General features: G+C 72.8%; 19 protein-coding genes. 8 read left to right on the top strand and 11 right to left on the bottom strand.

The window, feature by feature from the left end; all coding sequences use genetic code 11:
- Position 1: 1 nt before the first annotated feature.
- Positions 2-568, bottom strand: a complete 567-nt coding sequence (locus tag ABT008_RS17055; protein ID WP_350697182.1) for a hypothetical protein — start codon at positions 566-568, stop codon at positions 2-4.
- A 162-nt stretch (positions 569-730) separates the two neighbouring features.
- Here ABT008_RS17055 and ABT008_RS17050 point away from each other — a divergent pair, with 162 nt between their 5' ends.
- Together ABT008_RS17050 and ABT008_RS17045 are read left to right on the top strand one after the other, a co-directional pair.
- Positions 731-1,528: an SAM-dependent methyltransferase gene (locus ABT008_RS17050; protein ID WP_350697181.1), complete on the top strand. Its 798-nt coding sequence runs from the start codon at positions 731-733 to the stop codon at positions 1,526-1,528.
- Between the two features lie 165 nt (positions 1,529-1,693).
- Entirely contained in the window at positions 1,694-1,912 is a 219-nt protein-coding gene (locus ABT008_RS17045; protein WP_350697180.1) for a hypothetical protein, read from the top strand.
- Here the strand turns inward: ABT008_RS17045 and ABT008_RS17040 are convergent.
- Complete coding sequence (locus ABT008_RS17040; RefSeq protein ID WP_350697179.1) at positions 1,848-2,633, bottom strand: DUF4184 family protein; 786 nt, start codon at positions 2,631-2,633, stop codon at positions 1,848-1,850. The two genes, ABT008_RS17045 and ABT008_RS17040, sit on opposite strands and share 65 nt — an antisense overlap.
- Positions 2,634-2,773: 140 nt before the next feature.
- Positions 2,774-4,114: a CE1 family esterase gene (locus tag ABT008_RS17035; protein ID WP_350697178.1), complete on the bottom strand. Its 1,341-nt coding sequence runs from the start codon at positions 4,112-4,114 to the stop codon at positions 2,774-2,776.
- 249 nt (positions 4,115-4,363) lie between these two features.
- Between ABT008_RS17035 and ABT008_RS17030 the strand changes: the two genes are divergently transcribed.
- On the top strand, positions 4,364-5,542 hold the full coding sequence (locus ABT008_RS17030; RefSeq protein WP_350697177.1) for a hypothetical protein: 1,179 nt from the start codon (positions 4,364-4,366) through the stop codon (positions 5,540-5,542).
- A gap of 139 nt (positions 5,543-5,681) precedes the next feature.
- Positions 5,682-6,896 (top strand): S8 family peptidase, encoded by a 1,215-nt coding sequence (locus ABT008_RS17025; RefSeq protein WP_350697176.1) that lies wholly within the window; start codon positions 5,682-5,684, stop codon positions 6,894-6,896.
- A 96-nt stretch (positions 6,897-6,992) separates the two neighbouring features.
- Here the strand turns inward: ABT008_RS17025 and ABT008_RS17020 are convergent, their stop codons facing one another.
- The 4 genes from ABT008_RS17020 to ABT008_RS17005 are packed head-to-tail and all read right to left on the bottom strand — an operon-like array spanning position 6,993 to position 11,931.
- Complete coding sequence (locus ABT008_RS17020) at positions 6,993-9,242, bottom strand: xanthine dehydrogenase family protein molybdopterin-binding subunit (protein ID WP_350697175.1); 2,250 nt, start codon at positions 9,240-9,242, stop codon at positions 6,993-6,995.
- A gap of 2 nt (positions 9,243-9,244) precedes the next feature.
- Positions 9,245-10,441, bottom strand: coding sequence for an XdhC family protein (locus tag ABT008_RS17015; RefSeq protein ID WP_350697174.1), 1,197 nt, complete (start codon positions 10,439-10,441; stop codon positions 9,245-9,247).
- A gap of 39 nt (positions 10,442-10,480) precedes the next feature.
- Positions 10,481-11,470, bottom strand: a complete 990-nt coding sequence (locus ABT008_RS17010) for an FAD binding domain-containing protein (RefSeq protein ID WP_350697173.1) — start codon at positions 11,468-11,470, stop codon at positions 10,481-10,483.
- Positions 11,470-11,931 carry a (2Fe-2S)-binding protein gene (locus ABT008_RS17005; protein ID WP_350697388.1) on the bottom strand — a complete coding sequence of 154 codons (462 nt, stop codon included), beginning with the start codon at positions 11,929-11,931 and terminating at the stop codon, positions 11,470-11,472. Before ABT008_RS17005 ends, ABT008_RS17010 begins: the two co-directional genes overlap by 1 nt.
- Positions 11,932-12,393: 462 nt before the next feature.
- Here ABT008_RS17005 and ABT008_RS17000 point away from each other — a divergent pair, with 462 nt between their 5' ends.
- From ABT008_RS17000 to ABT008_RS16990, 3 genes are all read left to right on the top strand, one after another.
- Positions 12,394-13,092 (top strand): hypothetical protein, encoded by a 699-nt coding sequence (locus ABT008_RS17000; RefSeq protein WP_350697172.1) that lies wholly within the window; start codon positions 12,394-12,396, stop codon positions 13,090-13,092.
- 127 nt (positions 13,093-13,219) lie between these two features.
- Positions 13,220-15,355, top strand: coding sequence for a sensor histidine kinase (locus ABT008_RS16995; RefSeq protein ID WP_350697171.1), 2,136 nt, complete (start codon positions 13,220-13,222; stop codon positions 15,353-15,355).
- A complete protein-coding gene (locus ABT008_RS16990; protein WP_350697170.1) occupies positions 15,327-15,962 on the top strand; it encodes a response regulator in 636 nt (211 codons plus the stop codon). The genes ABT008_RS16995 and ABT008_RS16990 overlap by 29 nt, the downstream gene beginning before the upstream one ends.
- A 45-nt stretch (positions 15,963-16,007) precedes the next feature.
- Here the strand turns inward: ABT008_RS16990 and ABT008_RS16985 are convergent, their stop codons facing one another.
- Positions 16,008-16,574 (bottom strand): AAA family ATPase, encoded by a 567-nt coding sequence (locus tag ABT008_RS16985; protein WP_350697169.1) that lies wholly within the window; start codon positions 16,572-16,574, stop codon positions 16,008-16,010.
- Positions 16,575-16,644: 70 nt separating this feature from the next.
- Complete coding sequence (locus ABT008_RS16980) at positions 16,645-17,523, bottom strand: hypothetical protein (protein ID WP_350697168.1); 879 nt, start codon at positions 17,521-17,523, stop codon at positions 16,645-16,647.
- Positions 17,524-17,663: 140 nt separating this feature from the next.
- Between ABT008_RS16980 and ABT008_RS16975 the strand changes: the two genes are divergently transcribed.
- Positions 17,664-18,848, top strand: a complete 1,185-nt coding sequence (locus tag ABT008_RS16975) for an MFS transporter (protein WP_350697167.1) — start codon at positions 17,664-17,666, stop codon at positions 18,846-18,848.
- A 19-nt stretch (positions 18,849-18,867) separates the two neighbouring features.
- Here ABT008_RS16975 and ABT008_RS16970 read toward each other — a convergent pair whose 3' ends face one another.
- Both ABT008_RS16970 and ABT008_RS16965 read right to left on the bottom strand, forming a co-directional pair.
- Complete coding sequence (locus tag ABT008_RS16970; protein WP_350697166.1) at positions 18,868-20,727, bottom strand: copper resistance CopC family protein; 1,860 nt, start codon at positions 20,725-20,727, stop codon at positions 18,868-18,870.
- A 118-nt stretch (positions 20,728-20,845) separates the two neighbouring features.
- Positions 20,846-21,574 (bottom strand): hypothetical protein, encoded by a 729-nt coding sequence (locus ABT008_RS16965; protein ID WP_350697165.1) that lies wholly within the window; start codon positions 21,572-21,574, stop codon positions 20,846-20,848.
- Between the last annotated feature and the right edge of the window lie 20 nt (positions 21,575-21,594).

The following is a 21,594-nucleotide window of genomic DNA, read 5'->3' as shown; positions in this document are numbered from 1 at the left end:
GTCACCGCGACCCGGCCGGGCGGTCGACGGGGGGTCGGGTCGCGGTGGACGGGAGGTTCCGGTCGCCCAGGCGGCCCTGCAACAGGGTGGCCTGGGCGACCGAACCGCCGCCCACGCCCAGGCCGTCCCGGGCCGCGTCGTAGAAGTGGTCGCGGGCCTCGTTGGCCCGGTGCAGCAGCGCCGACAGGTCGTCGGTGGGATTCCCCTGCGCGACACGCTCGATCGCCCAGACCGCGTCGCGCCACGCCCGTGCCGCGGTGACCGTCGGGCCGTCGCCGAGCAGCAGCACGTTCTCCCAGGCCAAGGTATGGCGGAAATCGGCCTCGACGAGGTTGGCCAGCTCCCGCTCCCGGTCCACCGGGACCCCTCGCCATCCGGGCAACAGCCGGCCGGAGGTGGCGTGCACCTCCTTGAGCGCCCGGGCGAACTCCGCGTACGCGTCGAGTCGCCGCTCGTCCCAGCGCACCGTCTGGGTACGCCGCCAGCGGGACCGGTCGGCCAGCGAGGTGGCGACGATCGTGCCGACGGTGCCGATCAGCACACCGAGCAGGGCAGGCAGTTGCGCCATCAGGCTTCCCACGACCCGAAGACTGCCACCTGCGGGCAAGGTCGAGGGGCATGGGATTCCCGCCCGAGGCGGTATCTTCACCTTCGACAGTGGACGGACCCTGAGTACGATGATTTGATCAACGGCAGGTCCGTCACCCGATCCCGTCGACAGGAGCTAGGCATGGCCAGCCCGGATCCCGAACTCGCCGCGAAGCTCCAGCCCGAGGTGCCCCACGCCGCCCGGATCTGGAACTACTGGATGGGCGGGAAGGACAACTTCCAGTCCGACCGCGCCGCCGGTGACGCCGTGGCGGAGGTCTACCCCGAGATCGTGGTGATGGCCCAGCAGTCGCGCAAGTTCCTCATCCAGGCGGTACGCTACCTGGCCGCCGAGGCGGGCGTCCGACAGTTCCTCGACATCGGCACCGGCCTGCCCACGATGCAGAACACCCACGAGGTCGCCCAGGCCATCGCGCCCGACTCGCGCATCGTCTACGTCGACAACGACCCGATGGTGCTGGTCCACGCCCGCGCGCTGCTGTCCAGCACCACCTCCGAGGGCGTCACCACGTACGTGCCCGCCGACTACCACGACCCGGAGAAGATCCTCGCCGAGGCCGCCCAGACGCTCGACTTCGACCAGCCCGTCGCGGTGATGTACATGGGTGTGATGGGCTACGAGCCGGACCTGGACGTGATCCGTGCCATCGTCGGCCGGACCATGGAGGCCACCGCCCCCGGCAGCCACCTCGTGCTCTGGGACGGCACCGACACCAGCCCAGAGGTCGTCTCCGGCGCGGAACGGCTGGCCCAGAGCGGCGGTGTGCCGTACATCCTGCGCAGCCCCGAGCAGCTCGGCACCTGCTTCGAGGGGCTGACGCTGGTCGAGCCGGGCCTGGTGCCGATCCCGCTGTGGCGGCCGGCGGACCCGGACGCGGTGGCGATCGACGCGTACGGTGCGGTGGGCCGCAAGCCCTGAGCCTCGCCCACCACCGGGGCTTCGGAATGGCCCGGCCGGTCACCGGTGCACAGACCGGTCAGGAATCGAGAAGCGCAGGTCAGCGGCCCGGCCATAGCCTGATTCTCGGTCGAGCACCCACCGGCAGAGCGCCGGTGCGGCTGCTCGGTCCGGAGGGAGGCTCCGGTGAGGGGCAACGCGTGGATCCGTCAGGTACACCGGTGGACGTCGATCGTCTTCACGGTGGCCGTCGTCGTCGTCACCGTCGTCGTGGTAGGGCAACAGGAACCGGCCGAATGGGTGTACTTCCTGCCCCTGCCGCCGCTGTTCCTGCTGCTCTTCACCGGCCTGTACCTGTTCGCGCTGCCGTACGTCGCCAGACGTCGCGCCGCCCGCGCGAGCTGACCCGCACGGCCAGTCCACCGGCCAGCAGCGCCAGCGCGGCGACGTGCAACAGCCGGACGCCGGTCGGCGCGAGGAGGTCGGCACCGGGCAGCACCGTCACACCCGCCGCACCGGCGACGACGACCGCCCCGGCGACACCCCAGAAGAGGGTCGGCCGGCGGGTCGGGACCGCGAGTCCGTCCGCCTCCCGCCCGCCGCGCCGACCGATCCGGGCCGCGAGTACGACCGCCAGCGCGCTGCCGACGACCGTGCTCGTCAGGTCCGACACGGTCCACCAGGCGACGCCGCTGACCTGGGACCAGTCGACCCCGAACAGCACCCGCAGCCAGTCGTCGGTGTGCGTGAGCCAGTCCCAACCGAGGTGGCTCGCCGCGCCGACCACCGCCGACCCGACCGTAATCCACAGGCGGTGCGGCAGCACCGGTCCCCGCAGCGCGTACCCCCGCCAGCCGAACCACCGGTTCCCGGGCAGGTGGACCGCGACATCGGGACCGGCGATCCGGACCACCGCCGCGTATGCCACCGCCACCGGCAGGCACCACCAGAACAGCGCGGGCCACGAGTGGGTGTCGGCGAAGGTCCGGCCGTCCGCCCCGGCGGCCAGGTACGCGACGTCCGGGGCCACGGCACCGGTGCTCAGTGCCACGCCGTCACACCACCGTGGCCGCCAGACCTTGAGCGCCAGCACCGGCGCGAGATGCGCGGGAAAGGTCAACGGCACCGCAGCAGCCTAAGCCCATCCCTGATCGTGGCACTGTGGCTGCTCGACACGCCGACGCGCCAACAGCCACAGTGCCACGATGAGGCGGGCACCGCCACGATCAGCGGGGGCGGAGCCGTCCCGGCTCCGCCCCCGCACGATCAGGCGACGGTGCAGGTGGCGCCGTTGAGCGTGAACGCACTGGGTCGGGCCGTGTTGCCGGTGTGGTTGGCCTGGAACCCGATGCTGACCGACGCGTTGGGGGCGATGGTGCCGTTGTAGGAGACGTTCCTCGCGGTCACCTGCCCGGAGGTGGGCGAGTAGCTGGCGTTCCAGCCGCCGGTGATGGTCTGCCCGGCGGGCAGCGTGAAGACCAGCGACCAGCCGTTGATCGCCGAGCTGCCGGTGTTGGTGATGGTGAGGTCCTCGGTCAGGCCGTTGTTCCAGGCGTTGATCGTGGCGGTGACCCGGCAGGACGCGCCACCCGGCGGCGGGGTGGTCGGCGGCGGGGTGGTCGGCGGCGGGGTGGTCGGCGGGGTCGTGGTGGGCGGCGGAGTGGTCGGCGGCGGGGTGGTGCCGCCGAACTGGGTGAAGAAGCGCCAGGTCTCGCCCGGCAGCCAGGTCCGCGAACCGCTGTCACCGGGAGCGCCGTCCTGCGGGGCGGCGATGTGTCCCTCGTCGAACGCCGCCCAGACGACCGGGTAGCCGGCCGCGCATCCGGAGTACGTGGTGGTCCGGTGGGTCAGGCTGCCCTGGCTCGGCTCCGGCGGGTTCTGCGGGGTGCAGCCGTTGTTGCCGACGAACCGGTCGCGCAGGGTGCGTCCACCGGCGATGCCGAGCACGTTGTCCCGGATGCCGTGTGCCCCGAAGTAGGCGATCCGGCCGGTGCCGCCGCTGCATCCGCTGATCTGGCCACCGGCGTACACGGCGACCGCGCGGAACACGTTCGGCCGGGCGCAGGCGACCGCGTAGCTCATGCCACCGCCCCAACTGAAGCCGAGGGCGAAGCGTTGGGTGGTCTCCACGCAGAGATCCGCCTCGATAACCCGAAGCATGTCGTCGACGAAGGTGATGTCCTCGCCGCCGGAGTTGCCCCATCCGTTGTTCAGCCCCTGCGGCGCGACGAAGATGGTGCTGTTGTTCGACAGGGGCAGCAGCCCGTAGTAGGCCCAGGCGTCACGTTGCACGGTCTGGCCGGTGGCGACGTCGGTGGCCGTCCCGCCGCGCCAGTGGAAACCGAAGACCAGCCGGTACGGGTTGGTGTTCTGGTAGTTGTCGGGCACCCGCAGGATGAAGCTGCGGCTCTTGCCGTTGCTCTGGATGGTGTGCGTACCGCTGCGCAGGGTCGGGGTCTTGCCGCACCCGGCGGTCGCGGCGAGCGTGCCGACCTCGGCTGCGGCGGCGGTGCGACCGAGGTTGCCGGTCACCGCCGTGGCGGCGGCGGCCACCAGGAGAAGGGCGGCGAGCAGCACCGGCCCGAAGAACGATCTACGCCTGGACATCGTGTTACTCCATTCCGCGTCGCGTGGACGCGCGGGTGGCGCAGGGCGCCGTGGTGGTGGGTACGGCCGGGATGCCCGTCGACCGGCCTGGTGCCGTGCGCTCGGCCGCGCCGATTCGCGGGCGCGGCCGAGCGCTGGCGCGTGCCCCTCACTCCCGAAGGGACGGTAACCTGTGAGCGATAACATAGCAAGAAGTCGATAGATCTGCCCCGGCGGCGGAACAGCGCCGGGGGCGGGAGACGATGGGGCGTGCTCGACGGGCTTGACGAGATCGAGTGGCGGCGGCTCGGCCACGCCTACGGTGCCGCCGACGACGTCCCGGGACGCCTGCGGGACCTGACCTCCCCCGATCCGGACCTCCGGATCGAGACGCTCGGCAGTCTCTACACCACCATCGTCCACCAGGGAAATCGTTTCCAGGCGAGCGCGTACGCGGTGCCGTTCCTGCTGGAACTGCTCGCCGATCCGGCCGTCCCGGAACGCGGGGACGTCGTCGGATTGCTGGCCGCTCTGGCGATCGGCCAGGACGCCACGGTCCTGCCGGACGGCGTCCCGGTGGCCGCGTTCCGCCGCGCCGCCGAGGGCGGGCGGGAGTTGCTCGCCGCCACGCCGCCACCGAGGGAGTACGTCGAGTACGCGTACCTCGAATCGCTGTCCGAGGCCGACCGGGATCGACTGTGGGCGTACACGCATCTGGCGGTCTACGACGCGGTACGCGCCGGGGTGCCGCTGCTGCGCCGCCTGCTCGACGAGGCCGATCCGGGGCTGCACGTGCCGGCGGCGTACGCGCTGGCCTGGTTTCCGGAGGAGGCCGCCGGCAGCCTGCCCGCGCTGGCCGGCGCGATGGCCGGGGCCGGTCCGGCCGGGAGGGCGACCATGCTGGTGGCCGGCGGACTGCTCGGTGCCGCGCCGGACGTCGGGCTGCGGGACGACCCGGATCCGAGGGTGCGGTGGGCCGCCGCGGTCGGGCGGGCCCGGGTGCTCGGCGCGCGGGCCGACGAGGCGACCGCCGAGACGCTGCTGACCTGGGCCGCCGACCCACCCGACGAGGCGGCGCCGGACGACGGGTGGGTGCCGTTCCTCGACGGCGACCTGGCCGGGTACGCCGCGCTCGCGCTGCGGCAGCTCGGCCCCGGGTACGCCGACCGCGCGTTCGACGCGCTGCTGCACCGGCTGCCCGGCGTGGACGGCGAGCGGGCGTTGACCGTGCTGGGCGAGGCGCTGCGGTCGGCGTTCCCGGACGGGCCGCTACCGGCCGGGACCCCGGCCACGGCGTTGACGTCCCGGCAGCGGCGTCTCGCCGAGACGCTGGCCCAGGCGACCGACCCCTGGCTGATCGACGGGGTGGAGTTCGGCAACGTCTCGATGCTGGTCACCGAGCACGGACTGCCGCGCAGCCGCGTGGCGCTGCGAGGGCACCTGGACTAGGGCCTGGCGTCTGTCACCCGCGACCCACCTCGGTACCAATCCGTAACATCCACAGACTTATATGTCGGCCCGCGCACCGCTAGCCTCCTGTGACATCGAAGATCATCCACGACGGGTGGTCTGCTTCCAAGGAGGCTCCGTGTCACAAGCACGCCTACCTCGTCGGCGTCGTGTCGTGCTCGCCGCCGGCATCACCGCCACCGCCGTCGTCACCAGCCTGCTCGCGCTGCCGCAACCCGCGATGGCCGCGGGCGGACCGTACCGGGCGGTCGCCGTACCGGTCACCACCCCGCAGGCGGCCGGTGACGTCGCGGTGATCCCCGGCGCGTACGTCGTCACCATGAAGCCCGGCGCCGACGCCACCGTGCCGGCCCGCGCCCTGAAGGCCGCCCCGTCGGCCTACTTCAGCCGCGCGGTGAACGGCTTCGCGGCCCGCCTCACCGCCGCGCAGGTCGCCGAGCTGGCGCACAACGCCAACGTGCTCAGCATCGAGCGGGACGTGATCCAGTACGACGTGGTCGACGCCACCCAGACCAACCCGCCGGCCTGGGGCATCGACCGGATCGATCAGACCACCCTGCCGCTGTCGCGCAGCTACACCTACAACTCGACCGGCACCGGCGTGCACGCGTACGTGATCGACAGCGGCATCCAGGCCAACCACCCCGACTTCGGTGGGCGCGCCCAGTTCGCCTACAACGCCATCGACACCAACAACACCGACTGCAACGGCCACGGTACGCACGTCGCCGGCACCATCGGCGGCACCAGCCACGGCGTCGCCAAGAACGTCCGGCTGTACGGCGTGAAGTGGCTGAACTGCTCCGGCGGCGGCACGCTGTCGGCCGCCATCGGTGCGGTGGACTGGGTCACCCGCAACGCCAACAAGCCCGCGGTGGCCAACGCCTCCTGGAACTACACGTACAGTGCAAGCCTGGCGACCGCGCTGACGAACATGATGAACAGCGGCGTGTTCCTGGCCGCCTCCGCCGGCAACACCGGCGGCAACTCGTGTGACCGGCTGCCGCGCAACCTCACCGCCGCGCTGGTGGTCGCCGCCACCACCAACACCGACGCGCGGGCCAGCTACTCCTCCGTCGGGTCCTGCGTGGACATCTACGCCCCCGGCTCGGGCATCGTCTCGACGTACCCCACCTCGACCACCGCCTCGCTCAACGGCACGTCGATGGCGACGCCGCACGCCGCCGGGGTGGCCGCCCTCTGGAAGGCGACCAACGGCGACGCGAGCCAGGCGACGGTGCACAACTGGATCGTGGCCAACGGCACCAGCGGTGTGGTCACCGGCAGCCTCTCCGGCACCCCGAACCTGCTGCTGAACAAGAAGAACCTCTAACCGGACACCGGGCGTCCCCGCCGCTGTCCACGGCGGGGACACCCCGGGTCGGGGTGCGATCGTCCGGCGCTTCGCGCCCGCGAGTACCCCGACCGCTCAGGCCGCCGTCCCCTGCCCGGCCGACAGCAGTTTGTCGAGGGTGATCGGGAGGCTGCGGATCCGTATGCCGGTGGCGTCGTAGACGGCGTTGCCGATGGCGGCGGCCGAACCGACGGTGCCGAGTTCGCCGACCCCCCGGGCTCCCAGGGTGTTGATGACCGGGTCGGGCCGGTCGAGCCAGTGGACGTCGAGAGCGGGGACGTCGGCGTTGACGGGGACCATGTAGTCGGCCATGTTGCCGGCGGCCAACCGCCCGGTGTCGAGCTCCAGCGGGTCGTCCTCCAGCAGGGCGTGACCGATGCCGAAGATGATGCCGCCGACGATCTGGCTCCGGGTGGCCTGGGCGTTCACGACCCGACCGATGTCCACCACGGTGGTGAAGCGGGTGACGCGGGGTTCGCCGGTGTATCGGTTCACCCTGACCTCGCAGAAGTGCGCGCCGAAACTGTGGAACTCGTACTGGGAGGCCTCCGGGCCCGGCTGGGCCGTCGCGGTGGCCTCGACGGCCGGACGGCCGATCGTGCCGAGCAGGCGGCCGAAGGACATCGTGCGTCCCCTGCCGCGTAGTTGGCCGTTCCGGTAGGTCAGCTCATCGCTGCCGGCGCCGTACCAGGGTGATCCCGGGTCCGTCACCGCGACCTCGACGAGTGCGGCCAGCGCTGCCGAGACGGCGGCCTCGACCGCCGGCACGGTGGTGGACGTACCGGCCGACGCCACGGACGGGGCACCCGGCGGCAGCGCGCTGTCACCGATCTCGGACGTCACCCGGCGCAGCGGGACACCCAGTTCGTGCGCCGCGGTGATCGCCACCATGGTCATCGCGCCGGTGCCCGTGTCAGCGGTCGCGGTGGAGACCACGACGGTGTCGTCGTCGCGCAGCCGGACCCGGGCCTGGACGGGCTCCGGCCTGCGCGCTCCCGGATAGATGGCGGTGGCCATCCCGGTGCCGACCAGCCATTCCCCGTCGACCCGCCTGCGGGGCCCGGCGCGGCGGGACGACCACCCGAAGCGCCGGGCGCCCACGCGGTAGCACTCGTCGAGATGCTTGCTCGACCATCGCAGGCCCGTTCCGGGCACGGCGGTGGCGTAGTTGCGCAGTCGCAACTCGACCGGGTCGATGCCGGTGGCGACCGCGAGTTCGTCCATCGCGGTCTCCAGCGCGAAGGACCCGGGAGCCTCGGTGGGCGCCCGCATGGCGCAGGTCGGCGGCACGTCGAGCATGACGTGCCGCTGGTCGATGTGCAGGTTCGGCGTGCGGTAGAGCACGGCCGAGGTGTCCACGGCGGGCTGCATGTGCCGGTAGCCGACGAACGGCATCGAGGCGGCGGTCACGTGACTGACCGCGTTGAGGACTCCGTCCCGGGACGCGCCCAGCCTGATGGTCTGATCGATCGCACTGCGGTGCCCGACGACGGTGAAAACCTGCTCCCGGGAGAGCACCAGCCGAATCGGACGACCCAGCTCACGGGCCGCGGCTGCGGCCAGCGCCGCGTCGTACCACGGCATCACCCGGCTCCCGAAACCACCGCCGACGTACGGGCTGATCAGCCGCACCGCAGCCGGTGGCACGCCGAGCCGCACGGCGGCCGCCATGGCGGAGAGGTGGGGCAGCTGTGCGCCGCTGTACAGGTTCAGCCGGGTGCGGTCGCTGTTCCACTCGGCGAGGACGGCATGGGGTTCCATCGCGACGGCATGCTGCAACGGCTGGTGGAAGGACGCCTCCACGACGACGTCGCTGGCGGCCAGGGCCGCCTCGATCGAGGCGACGCCGGGAGCCAGGACCGTGGCGCTCGGCGCGGGCCAGGTGGGTCCCCCGTCGGCCGGTACGCGAGGCTCGTCGGCCATCGAGGTACGCGGCCGCTGTTCGTCGTAGGTCGTGACGATCAGCCGGGCGGCGTCACGCGCCTGCTCGGCACTCTCGGCGACGACCAGGGCGATGATCTGCCCACGGAACCGGACCAGGGTGTCCTGCAGCGGTGCGTAGGTCTCCCCCACACCGGGCACCACCTGCATCCCGAGCGGGTGGTGCGGGCTGTACACGGCGAGGACGCCCGGGGCGTTCCGCGCGGCGGCGGTGTCCATGGCAGCGATCGTGCCCCGGGCGATCGTGCTGGTGACCAGGTGGGCGTGGGCCAGCTTCGCGGCACTGTCCGAGGGCGGGTAGTCGGCGGAGTACCGGGCGGCACCGGTGACTTTCGCGCGGCCGTCGACGCGGTCGACGTCGCGGCCGAGTGGGGAGACGGTCATCGTCACTCCTGACTGCCAGAGAAGGACCGTGGTCGGGTGATGCCCACGCTGTGCTCGTGGTGTCCCGTCGGCCAGGCCGGAAAGCCGGGTGGGCCGACGCGACGGTGCAGCGGTACCCCACTGCGCAGCGGCAGCCCGGTGCCGCCGAGCCGGTGGGCGACGATCTCCGCCGCGATGGACAGCGCCGTTTCCTGCGGGGTGCGGGCGCCGATGTCGAGCCCGATCGGCGAGTGCAGCCGGCGGAGCTCGACCTCGCTCAGGCCGGCCTCGCGTAACCGCACCAGGCGCTGCTCGTGGGTACGCCGCGACCCCATCGCCCCCACGTAGCCGACCGGCAGCCGCAGGGCGGCGGTGAGCAGCGGTACGTCGATCTTCGGGTCGTGGGTGAGCACACAGACGACGGTGCTGCCGTCCACGCGCTGCGTACCCAGGTAGCGGTGTGGCCAGTCGACGACGACCTCGTCGGCGTACGGGAACCTGGTCGGCGTGGCGAAGGTGGCTCGTGGGTCGCAGACGGTGACCCGGTAGTGGAGGAAGGCACCCAGCCGGGCCAGGGCCGCGGCGTGGTCGACGGCACCGAAGATGAGCATCCGTGGTGCCGGACCGTGGCACTCGACCAGCATGGTCATCGGCTCCTGGCAGTAGCTGTCGGCTACCCCGATCTCCACGGTGCCGGTCGTCGCGGCGTGCAGGGCGCCGGTGACGTGCCGGACGGCCACCTCGTCGAGCTGCTCGTCGCCGAGTGTGCCCTCGGTGGGCCGCCCGGGTCGCACGACGATCGTCCGTCCGAGGTGGGCGTCCGGGCCGCGCACGATCGTGGCCACGGCGACCGGCTCGTCACCCACGACGGCGGCGTACGCCGTCTCCAGACCGGGCTCGCCCCCGGCGCGGTGGTGGCGCAGGAAGATCTCGATCGTCCCGCCGCAGGTGAGACCGACACCGATCGCGTCGTCGTCGGTGTATCCGAACCGGAGGGTCCGAGGGTCGTGGTCGCCCTGAAGCATCTCCTGACATGCCTGGTGGACGGCGGCGTCGACGCAGCCGCCGGAGACGTTGCCGAGGACGGCGCCGTCCGCGTCGACGACCAGGGACGCGCCGGGCTGGCGCGGTGCGCTGCCCTGCACCGAGGTGACGGTGGCGGTCACGAACGGTGTCCGGCCGCGGACCCGTGTGAGAAGCTCGGCGGCGAGTTCAAGCATGGCCGCCGCCATGCCGGGTCGGGGTCGGGTCCGCGCCGCTCATCGGCTCTCCACCAGGAGGGTGAGGGCCCGGAGGAGCGTACGTCGCAGCAGCGCCGGCTTGAACCCGTTGTGTGACAGGGGCCGGGCGCCGTCCGCGGCGGTGCGGACCGCCGCCTCGAAATTTTCGGCGGTGGCCGGCTGCCCGGCCAGGGCGCGTTCGACCGTCGGCAACCGCCACGGCACGGATCCGACCCCACCGACCGCGATCCGCGCCTGCGCGACCGTACGAACACGGCCGCGACCGCGCCACTCGACGGCGACCGCTGCCGAGGCGAGGGCGAACTCGTACGACTGCCGGTCACGGATCTTCAGGTAGCGGGAGTTCGGCGCCCACATCGAACGGGGCACACTGATCCCGGTGATCAGTTCGCCGGGTCGCAGCACGGTCTCGACGTGGGGAGTGCTGCCGGGCAGCGCATAGAACGTGTCGAGTGGCACCGTACGGGTGCCTCGCGCGGTGGCCAGGTGCACGTCCGTACCGAGTGCCACCAGCGCGACCGCCAGGTCGCTGGGATGGGTCGCCACGCAGGCGTCGCTGGTGCCGAGGATCGCGTGCGTACGGTTGACGCCGGTCAGCGCCGGGCAACCGCTCCCGGGCTCCCGCTTGTTGCACGGGGTGGTCACGTCCCGGAAGTAGCCGCACCGGGTGCGCTGCAACAGATTCCCGCCGATACTCGCCATGTTGCGGAGCTGGGCGGACGCACTCGACTCCAACGCCTGAGCGATCACCGGATAGTCCCGCCGGACCCGACGGTCGGTGGCGACGTCACTCATCCGTTCGAGCGCGCCGATGTGCAGTCCGTCGCGGTCGAGCGTGATGCCGCGCAGCGGAAGCCGGTTGATGTCCACGACCCGGGTCGGCGCCAGCACGTCGAGCTTCATCAGGTCGACCAGGGTGGTGCCGCCGGCGAGGAACTCGACCCCCGACCCGCCGTGTGCCACCGCCTCCGCGACGGAGCGCGGCTGCGTGAAGGTGTAGGCCCGCATCACCGCATCACCCGCTGCGCGTCGCGGATCGCGTCAACGATGTACGGATAACAACTGCACCGGCAGATGTTGCCCGACATGCGCTCACGGATCTCGTCATCGGTCGTCGCGTGCCCCTCGTGCACCATGGCGACGGCTGACATGATCTGCCCGGGCGTGCAGAAGCCGCACTGCAGACCGTCGCGCTCGATGAACGCCTGCTGCATCGGGTGCAGCCGCCCGCCCTGCGCCAGGCCCTCGATGGTGGTCACCGCGCGGCCGCCGACGGTGGCGGCCAGCGTCAGGCAGGACAGCACCCGCCGACCGTCCACGTGCACGGTGCAGGCTCCACACTGACCACGGTCGCAGCCCTTCTTCGTACCGGTCAGCTCCAGTCCGTCGCGGAGCGTGTCGAGCAGCGTTGCTCGCGGATCCACCTGCAGGGTGACCGGCTTGCCGTTGACCTCGGTCCGGACCGTCACGCGGGTGGGAGCTGCGGCCTCGGGCTCTGCCGGTGCGGCGACCGCCTCCGTCGGCACCAGCAGCGGCACCGCTGCGGCGGCAACCCCGCCACCCAGGACGCTTCGCCGGGACACACCCGTTCGGTCGCTGCCGGCGGTATCCGTTGAATCCATCGAGTCCCCTTGATCAGGTGTCGGGCGGGACACACCGGAGACCGGGTTCGGTCGACCGGTCCGGTGCTCCTCCCAGCCTCGCCACGTAGGACGGTGGCTGCCAGGGACTGTCGATCCGAGGTTGGGCGCGCCGGCATGACCGGTGCCGGGTACGGCGTCGGGACGGCCGGACGTCCCGGCTGCCCGGGACGGCCGTCCCGGACCGGTCGGGAACGTCCCAGTCGGTGGGCCGAGGTGACCCATGCGGACCGGGTCGGCTCGGCGGCAGTGTGCGGGATGACGTAGTAGACGGCCGAGAAGGAGACCACCATGCATCCCGCCACGTTGTCGGAGAACCCGCCGAGCGGTCCCCCGCCGGCACCCGTACGCCCGCCGCGCGCCTGGGCCCTGACCGGCGCCCTCGGCGGCCTGGTCGGCCTGGTCGGCATCTTCACCACCGCGGGCCTGACCGCCCCCGCCGAGCAGTACCGCGCCGACAACGCCGGCTACGTCGCCGCCCTGGCCGACCGCGCCGGGTACGTCTGGGCGCACCAGGTGGTGACCGTGGTCGCCATCGTCTGCCTGGCGGTCTTCGCGGCCGGGCTGCGGCGGTACCTCGGGGCGCAGGAGCCGGCCGGCAGCCTGGTGCCCGCGCTCGCCGCCGGTGGGGTCGGTCTGGTGCTGGTCGGACTGCTGATCGGCGGCGGGATCTCCACCGAGCTGTTCTTCTCGCTGAACGCGGCGGCGGAGTACGACCCGGACGTGATCGCACCGCAGCTCACCATCTACGCCACCATGGCCTGGCTCTGGGGCGGGATCGGGCTGACCGCCGCCGCGGTCGCGGTCGGCGGACTCCGGCACGGCTCGGTGAGTCGCTGGTTCGCGGTCTTCAGCGCGGTGATCGCCGTGCTGATCGCGGCCACGCAGCTCGCGCCGGTGCAGTACATCTCGCTGGTGCCCGGCGGGATCTGGCTGGTCGTCGCCGGGGTGGCGTTGGCGTTGCGCCCGCGCCCGGGCGGGCGGCCCTGACCGTGCGGGGGTCCCGGTCCGGCACCGGCGGGGCCACGCGCGGGCACCGGCCCACCGTGGCGACGACGGTGCCGGACCGGTCGCCCGATCCGCCGACCCGGACCCACGGTCTAGTCTCGGCGACGCCATGACCACCGAGAACACCGCCGTCGCGCCGGTCGCGGGCGCCGACCGGAGGCGAGCCGTACGCGGGCCGCGCCCCGCCTGGGCGCGCCGCGCCGCGTGGTCGCTCTGCGGCGCGTCGCTGCAACTGGCCGCCGTCGCGGTGGGTCTGGCGGTGCTCAACGGCGGCTCGGTGGGCGACATGTCGCACCTGCTGCTGGTGACGTCGTGCGCGGTCGTCGGCGCGGCGATCGCCGCCCACCGTCCGGACAACCCGATCGGCTGGCTCGCCCTGACCAGCGGATTCTGTTTCTCGCTCCAGGAGGCGTGCGGCCAGTACGCCGCGTACGGGCTGGTGGTGACGCCCGGCCGGGTGCCGTTCGCCGAGGCGCTGGCCTGGCCGCAGAACTGGCTCTGGGTGCCCGGCAACGCGGCCGTGGCACTGATCCCGGTGTTCTTCCCCGACGGCCGGTTGCTCTCGCCCCGGTGGCGGCCGGCGGTGTGGACGGTGGTGCTCCTCGGCGCGGTCGCCATGCTCACCGGGGCGCTGCGACCCGGCGCCAACGAACAGATCACCCCGGTCGGCGCGGTCAACCCGCTCGGCGTACCGGGTTGGCAGCCGATCGCCGACCTGACCGCCGTCACGGCCACCCTGGCCAGCGCGATCATCTTCGTGGCCGCCGGCTGCGCCATGGTGTGGCAGGCCCGCCGGGCCGAGGGCGTCCGCCGCCAGCAGGTCAAGTGGCTCGGGTATGCGGTCGCGCTCGCGGTCGGTGTGGTGGTCGCCCGGCTCGTCGCCGGTCTGACCGACGCCCATCCGAACATCTGGCCGCACGGCAACCTGTTCTGGGACCTGGCCGGCGGCCTGAGCGGTGCGTTGATCATGGTGGCCGTCGGTATCGCCGTCCTGCGGCACCGGCTCATCGACATCGACCTGCTGATCAGCCGGACCGCCGTGTTCGTCGCCCTGTCGGTGGCGGTCGGCGGCGCGTACGTGCTGGTCGTCGGTCTGCTCGGGGCCGGCTTCGACGCCTCGGCGAGTCTGCCGGTCTCGTTCGTCGCGGCGGCCGTGGCCGCGCTGATCCTGGCGCCGCTGCGCGGCTGGCTGCAACGCCGCGTCAACCTGCTGGTGTACGGCGAACGCGACGACCCGTACGCGGTGCTGGCCCGGCTGGGGCAGCGGCTGGACCAGACCCAGGACGCCGCCGCCGTACTCGCCACCAGCACCGCGACGGTCCGCGAGGCGCTGGAGCTGTCCTACGTGGAGATCGAGACGGTCGACGGCCGGTCGTACCGGCTGGGTGTCCCGCCACCGGACCCGGTGCGGCTGCCGCTGGCCGCCAACGACACCGTCGGTCACCTGCTGCTCGGCCCCCGGATCGGGGAGACCACGCTCGGCGCGTGGGAACTGCGGCTGCTACGCGACCTGGCCCGGCACATCGGTGTCGCGGTGCAGGCGGTCGGTGCCCTGGACCGGGCCCAGTCGCTCGCCGCCGACCTGCAACGCTCCCGCGAGCAGTTGGTGCTCGCCCGCGAGGAGGAACGGCGGCGGCTGCGTCGCGACCTGCACGACGGCCTCGGGCCGACGCTGGCCGGGTTGACCATGCGCGCCGAGGCGGCCCAGGAACTCGGCCCGGGTCCGCAGACCCAGCGGCTGCTGGAGGAGATCGTGGTGGACGCGCAGACCGCCGTCGCCGACGTCCGGCGGCTGGTCAACGGGCTACGACCACCGGCGCTGGACACCATGGACGTCATCGCGGCGCTGCGGTCGCACATCGCCGGCTGGCCGGACGACGGGCCCCGGGTGGTCTTCGACGCCCCGCCGGTGCTGCCGGAGCTCTCCGCGGCGGCCGAGGTAGCCGCCTACCGCATCGCGGTGGAGGCGCTGAACAACGCCCGCCGACACGCCCGGGCCAGCCAGGTGCAGGTGCGGCTGCGGGTGTCCGGCGGGCGGCTGTGCCTTCAGGTCCACGACGACGGCCAGGGCCGCCGGCCCGACCGGCCGGACGGCGTGGGCATGCACTCGATGCGGGAACGGGCCGAGGAACTCGGCGGCTCCTGCGTCGTCACCTCGACACCGGGCGCCGGCACGCTGGTGGCCGCTACCCTGCTCACCGGCACGGAGGAGACCGATGGACCAGATCCGGACCCTGCTGGTTGACGACCACGCGCCGTTCCGGGCCGGGTTGCGCGCGCTGCTCGCCACCAGTCCCGACATCGAGGTGTGCGGCGAGGCGGCCAGCGGCGAGGAGGCGCTGGCCGTGCTCGCCCGGCTGCAACCCGACGTGGTGCTGCTCGACCTGACCATGCCGGGGATGGGCGGCATCGCGGCCACCGAGCGGATGGTCCGGATGAGCCCGCACGTCCGGGTGCTGATCCTGTCCATGGCCGACGACGACGATTCGGTCTTCGCCGCGCTGCGGGCCGGTGCCCGTGGCTACGTGCTCAAGGGCGCCCGTCGACTGGAGATCATCCGCTCGGTACGGGTGGTGGCCGACGGCGAGGCGATCTTCGGCCCGGCCATCGCCACCCGCCTGATGGGCTACTTCGCCGGGTTGGACCGCGCCGAACCGGCGTTCCCCGAACTCACCTCGCGGGAGCGGGAGATCCTGACGCTCATCGCCGCGCACCTGACCAACCCGCAGATCGCGACCCGGCTGGGCCTGAGCACGAAGACGGTCCGCAACCACGTCTCCAACATCTTCGCCAAGCTCCAGGTCGCCGACCGGGCCCAGGCCATCAGCGTGGCCCGCCGCCAGGGACTCTGAGCCGGGGCGGGTCGGTAAGGCCGGTGCGGTAGAGCGGCGGGCGGGTCAGCGGGGCGGTGCGCCGGTCGGGCGGGGCGGCAGGGCGGCGGGTGGCAGGGCGGCGAGCCAGCTCTCCAGCGCCTGCGGGGTGTCGAACAGCAGCACCGGCGGCCCGGCCGGGTCACGCTGCCAGGCGCGCATCCGGGCGCGTTCGCGGGCGTACCCGGTGAGGTGCCAGACCAGCACGGACTCCGAGGAGAGCACGCTGCCCAGCGACTCGCGGTTGCCGTTGCAGATCTCCTCCCCCGTCTTCAGCCGGTCCATCGTGCGGCGCAGCAGCCGCCGGAAGGAGAGTCCGCGCGGATAGTCGAGGCCGATCACCAGGTCGGCCCGGGCCAGCGGTACGTCCCGCCAGCCGTGGTAGGCCCCGTCGAGGATCCACCGCTCCCGGCGGCAGATCGCCTCGATCCGGCTGCGCTGCACCGCGACCGGCACCTCCACCCAACCGGGTTCCCAGAGCAGGTCGTCGACCGGGTGCCAGGGCAGTCCGAGCCGGTCGGCCAACTGCTGCGCGAGGGTGGACTTGCCGGAGCCGTGCACCCCGTACACCAGGATGCGAGTCGGGCTGTTCATCGCGCGGCAGCCTACCGAGTGGTCCGTGCGCCGGGCGGCCGGGTCGGGTGACCGGCCGCCCGGTCGGGATTCAGCGCTTGTTCGCGAGGTCGCCGCAGTCCGACTCGTCGGGCAGCAGCGGCCGCAGGGTGACCCGCCACTGCTTGCCGTCGGAGGTCCACGGCGTCGCCGCGTTGGCGCTCGCGGCGGCACCGACCAGCGTGCGCACCTCGTCACCGGTGACCGTCACGCAGCCCAGCCCCAGGTCCTTGCTGAGGTCGGTGCCGGGCAGCGCCGGCCCCGGCCAGGTCACCTCGGGCTGCTCACCGGCCTCGCTGTCGGCCACCCACGGCTCGGCGACGGCCGCGACGGCGGTCGGCGCGTACGCGGTGGTGTCGCCCAGGGTGTCGCCGAGCGGGCCCGACGGGTCGGTCAACGACTCGGCGAAGGCCCGCAGTTTGTCCCGGGCCGACTGCTGCTCGGCGCTCAGGCCGCTGTGGGTGCCGCTGGCCTCGCCGAGCGCGTAGACCTCGGACTCCTCGACGCCCTTGTCACCCAGCAGGGTGAACCGGGTCGAGGCGGCGTCCGCGACCGGCGGGGTACCGAGATCGGAAACTCCGCCGACACCGGCCGCCCGGGCCTGCGCCACCAACTTCTCGACCTCGTCGGCGCTGATCGTGCGGACCTGGAGGTTGGGCATCGCCGGGCCGGGATACTGCAGCGTCGTCGGCCCTTCGGTGATTACCCGCCCGTCGCCGTAGACGCTGATTGCGGGCAGGCGGGTGGCCAGCATGGCCGGCGTGACGAACCCGCCGACGTAGTCCATCCGGAACACCACGGAGTCCGCCGAGTAGGAGCGCTCGGGAGAACCGGCGTCGCCCGCGCCGCCTGCCCCCTGCTGGCCGCAGGCCGCCGAGGTCAGCAACAGCAGGGGAAGGACCGCCAGCCGCCCGCTTCGATGAATCTTCATGCCGATCCGACGTATCCGGAGCCCGATCGGTTTCCACCGGACGCAGATCCACCGCGAGCGGCTTCAGGACGAGCCCTGGGAGCCGTCGAAGCCGGGGTGGTGAAGCGGTACGCCCGCCCACGACGTGCCAGGATCGCCAGATGTCGATTCGCGGCGGTTCCGCGCTGACCGCAGTCGCCGTGGCCTATGCGATCTCCTCGATGGGTGACCAGGTCGCGCTGGTGGCCTTGACGTTGCGGTTCTACGAGCAGGGCGCTTCGGCGGTCCTGATCTCCGCACTCGTGGTGGCGGGAGTGCTGCCGATCGTGGTGATCGGCCCGTTGGCCGCGCCCATGATCGATCGGGTCGAGAGCCGCCGTCTGGTCACGGCGGTCGCCCTGGTGCAGGCCGCCGTGGTGGTGGTCGTGGCACTCACCGATCACGTCGGCGTCACGCTGCTGCTCGTGGCCGCGCTGGGGGCCGGTCTCGCCGTCGTCTCGCCGGCACTGTTGCTCCTGGTGCCCGCAGTCGTCGGCGAGGAACGGGTCGCGCACGGCTACGGACGCTTGGAAGCCTTCCGGTCGGTCGGGAACGTCCTGGGACCGGCCCTGGCCGGGATACTCGTGGTCGCGTTCGGCAGTCGGGGCGCGCTGCTGGTCGACGCGGTGTCGTTCGTGCTGATGGCGATGGTCGTCACCGTCGTCGTGGTGCGCCGCGAGCCGGTGTCCGGCGCTCGTCCACGCTGGTCGCAGCAGGTCCGCGAGGGTGTCACCGTGCTGGGCCGCAACCGTCTGCTGGCCGCCGCCATCTCCACGCTGGCCGCTGCGGTCCTCTTCACCGCCACCATGAGCACCGCCCGGGTGTTCTTCGCCCGCGAGGACGTCGGCACCACCGACGTCGGCTACGGGCTGCTGCTCACCGCCCACGCCGTGGGCATGGTGGCCGCGTCGGTCCTTCTCGCGCCCCGCGTGCCGGTGGCCGCCCAGCCGCGCGTGCTCGCGGGAGCCGGGCTCCTCATGGGTGTGGCGCTGACCGTCGTCGCCGTGCTCCCCGTCCTCGCCGTGGCCCTCGTCGGCTTCGTGTGCACCGGTGTCGCCAACGCCCTGCAGAACCTGGCCGTCCGGAACCTCATCCACGCCGAGGTACCCGCCGAGGTACGTGGTCGCGCCTTCGCCTGCGCCTCGGCGCTCCTCAACGGCGCCAACCTCTCCGGCACCGCGCTGGGTGGACCGGCCGTGGTGGTCCTCGGCGGCGCGACCAGCCTCCTCCTCGCGGGCCTCGGCGCGATCGCCGTCACGCTCGCGGCAACACCGGTCCTGCTCCGCAGACGGCACGCCACCTCGTAGGGTCCTTTGGCCGGCACCGTCATTCCACGGTGACCGTGTACGCCGCGGTGTGCACCTCGCCGTCGACCTGGAAGTCGAAGAAGGCCCGGTACCGGCCAGGGCTGGGCGGGGTCAGCCAGAACGTCACCGCGCCGTCGACCAGCTCCTGCTCGGGGTGGACGTGCACGAGACCGAGGTCCCCCTCCCGGATCAGCACCAGGTGCCCGTACGCGCCCAGGTAGCGTTCCAGTCGGGCAGGCTCGGTGCCACCGGTGCGGTTGACCCGCAGTGTCAGCGGCGTGGTCACGCCCACCGTGGGCGTGCCCTCCAGCGCGACCGCGTACGGCCCGGTGGTCGTCTCCCGCTGCGGCGGCGGCAGCCCCGCCGGGGTGTACGCCCCGGGCACGTGGTGGTCCACGCCGAGCACCAACGGCAGTTGTCGACCGTCGGTGGTGGTGACGGAGAAGTCGGCGTAGACGCGGTAGTCGCCGGCCTTCGCCACGGTCAGCGGGACGCTCCAGGTGCCGTCCGACGCCATCGTCGGGTGCAGGTGTCGGTAGCCGCCGAGGTCGTTGCCGACCACGATCAGGTGCAGCGGCTTCTCGTGCACCACCGCGAACCGGGTGGCGGGCTGCCCGTCGGGGCCGACGATCCGGAACCGGTAGTCGAGGGCCTTGCCGGCCTGCTGCGTACGCAGCACCGGCTGCAGGGTGTAGCCACCCACGCTGACCTGGGTGCCGGTCGCCTGGCCGGTGCCGTCGCCCGGGTGGGTGTGCGGTCCGGTGCCCGGTGGGTGCTGGTGTCCGTCGCCGGCCATCGCTCCGTCGCCCGCCACCGCTCCGGCGACCGGTGAACCGGCGGTGGCTGCCTGCTGGCCGCCCGTGCTGGTGGTCCGTGGCTCGTCGGTGCCGAGGCGGCCCAGCCCGAACCCGGCCAGCAGGGCCACCACCAACCCACCCACCAGTAGCACCAGCCGGGTGTCGCCGCGTCGGTTCTCCGGGCCGGTGCGGACCGGTTCCGAGTCGTCCGGTGGGTCGACGACCGGCGTTACCCGTGACTTCTTCGCAGTCGTCGCCCGGACGGCGGACGCGTCGGGTCGACGTCCGGTGCCGGTCCGGCGGGTGTCACCCCGGGGGCGGGTGGGGCGGGACCGACCGGCGGAGACGCCGGTGGTGGGGCGGCGGCGCAGGACGAGCAGGGCCGCGAGCGCCGCCCCGATCGCCACCGCGCCGGTGAGCCAGGCGAACCATCCGGCGCCGTCCCCGCCGTCGGAGGAGGAGGAAGGCCCGGTCATTGCCGGTGCGGGGGCCGCCTCGGGTGAGGCGGCGGGTGTCGCGCCGGAACCGGACGTCTCGTGTTGCTGCGCTGCGGCGAGCAGTGCCGGGGCGGGCTGGTCCGTGGGCGGCTGCCATCCGGCCGGTGCGTCGGTGACCGGTCCGGTGTAGCGGAAGCTCATGGTGCCGCGTACGGTCTCGCCGTCGGAGGCCACGGAGAGGTAGCTGACCGAGTAGCGGCCGGTCGCGGGCAGGTGTGCGAGGGTCAGCACCGCCGGGAAGCCGGTGGCGTACTCGCGTGGCTCGAAGACGCCGTCGACCAGGAAGTACTCGCGGACCGGGCGGTCCAGCGGCTTGGGTGTCCCGTGCGTCCAGCCGTTGTCGACCCGGGCGCCGCCGGGCGCGGTGACGGTGAAGTACGCGTCGTCCCGGACCTGCTCGGTGAAGTACAGCTCCACCGTGGTCAGTGCGGTGTCGACGGTGGCGCCGTCCGCCGGTGTGGACACCGCCAGGGTGCCGTGGGCGGCGGCCGGTGGAGTGGACGCGAGGAGGACGGCGGCCGAGGCGAGGACGAGCGCGAGGAGGCCCGAGACCGCGCGTCGGGGAGCCGCTGGGAGTCGACGCATCAGGTCATCGTTGCGACGGCAGGGCTTCGTTCAATAGCCCGTCATCTTTTTATTCAGATAGCAAAAGTTATGCCCTGCCCGACTCAACCTGTTGGCGTCGGCGACGAAACGGTAGGGCTCAGTGCCGGTCGCACGGGTGGAACAGCGCTGCGTGCCACCGTTTCACCAGGTCCTGATGCCCGGTCAGCGGCGGGGTGAAGCAGAGCCGGTAGCAGGCGGTCCCGCCGCTGGGGGTGGGTGTCGACACCAGCAGCCCGTACCGGTCCAGCCGTAGCGGGCACGGCAGACAGTCGGCGGGCAGGTCGACACCGGCGGCGACCAACTGCCGCCGCAGGAAGGGATAGAACTGCGCGCCGTGGTGGTCGACCAGGTCGACCAGGAGCGGTCGCTCCATCGCGGAGATCGGGTCGGGTGCGGCGGCCCGGTAGTCGGCGAGGCGTACCGGCAGGTCCCGGTCTCGGCCGGTGAGCGTGACGCGCTTGGGCACCACCTCCACGATCACCGTGTCCGTACCGATGTCCAGCAGGTCCGGATCGGGCAGAGTGGCCGCCACCGCGTCGGCGGCGGCGCGGGCGGCGGCCCCGGCCAGCGGGGCGGCTCGGCCGCCGACCCGCAACCGACCCCAGGTCGGCGAGAAGGGCAGCGGCGGTACGTCCGCGACGTGCACGAGCACCGAGCCGGTGATGCCGGCAAGCGGCTCGTCCCGGCGGCACAGCAGCAGGATGCGGCCGTCGTCGGCGGCACCGTGCCGCACGTCGGTCACGGTCGGTCCGCGGTACGCCGTCACGGTGGCGAGCGTCGCGCTGCTGGCCAGCGTACGGGCGATCTCGGCGCTACTCGGTTGCATGGGCGGGCTCCGTTCGGGCG

The organism is Micromonospora sp. NPDC002389, assembly GCF_040296095.1.
In the GTDB taxonomy this organism is placed as follows: Bacteria; Actinomycetota; Actinomycetes; order Mycobacteriales; family Micromonosporaceae; genus Micromonospora.
Note: the sequence above shows the minus strand (reverse complement) of the source record. Positions and strands in the feature narration are given on the sequence as shown.

Coding starts and splice junctions, on each gene's coding strand:
- ABT008_RS16995 (WP_350697171.1), top strand. CDS start 13,220: ATGACCACCGAGAACACCGCCGTCGCGCCGGTCGCGGGCGCCGACCGG.
- ABT008_RS17010 (WP_350697173.1), bottom strand. CDS start 11,470: ATGCGGGCCTACACCTTCACGCAGCCGCGCTCCGTCGCGGAGGCGGTG.
- ABT008_RS16990 (WP_350697170.1), top strand. CDS start 15,327: ATGGACCAGATCCGGACCCTGCTGGTTGACGACCACGCGCCGTTCCGG.
- ABT008_RS17015 (WP_350697174.1), bottom strand. CDS start 10,441: ATGCTTGAACTCGCCGCCGAGCTTCTCACACGGGTCCGCGGCCGGACA.
- ABT008_RS17020 (WP_350697175.1), bottom strand. CDS start 9,242: ATGACCGTCTCCCCACTCGGCCGCGACGTCGACCGCGTCGACGGCCGC.
- ABT008_RS16970 (WP_350697166.1), bottom strand. CDS start 20,727: ATGCGTCGACTCCCAGCGGCTCCCCGACGCGCGGTCTCGGGCCTCCTC.
- ABT008_RS17050 (WP_350697181.1), top strand. CDS start 731: ATGGCCAGCCCGGATCCCGAACTCGCCGCGAAGCTCCAGCCCGAGGTG.
- ABT008_RS16980 (WP_350697168.1), bottom strand. CDS start 17,523: ATGAAGATTCATCGAAGCGGGCGGCTGGCGGTCCTTCCCCTGCTGTTG.
- ABT008_RS16985 (WP_350697169.1), bottom strand. CDS start 16,574: ATGAACAGCCCGACTCGCATCCTGGTGTACGGGGTGCACGGCTCCGGC.
- ABT008_RS16975 (WP_350697167.1), top strand. CDS start 17,664: ATGTCGATTCGCGGCGGTTCCGCGCTGACCGCAGTCGCCGTGGCCTAT.
- ABT008_RS16965 (WP_350697165.1), bottom strand. CDS start 21,574: ATGCAACCGAGTAGCGCCGAGATCGCCCGTACGCTGGCCAGCAGCGCG.
- ABT008_RS17035 (WP_350697178.1), bottom strand. CDS start 4,114: ATGTCCAGGCGTAGATCGTTCTTCGGGCCGGTGCTGCTCGCCGCCCTT.
- ABT008_RS17055 (WP_350697182.1), bottom strand. CDS start 568: ATGGCGCAACTGCCTGCCCTGCTCGGTGTGCTGATCGGCACCGTCGGC.
- ABT008_RS17000 (WP_350697172.1), top strand. CDS start 12,394: ATGCATCCCGCCACGTTGTCGGAGAACCCGCCGAGCGGTCCCCCGCCG.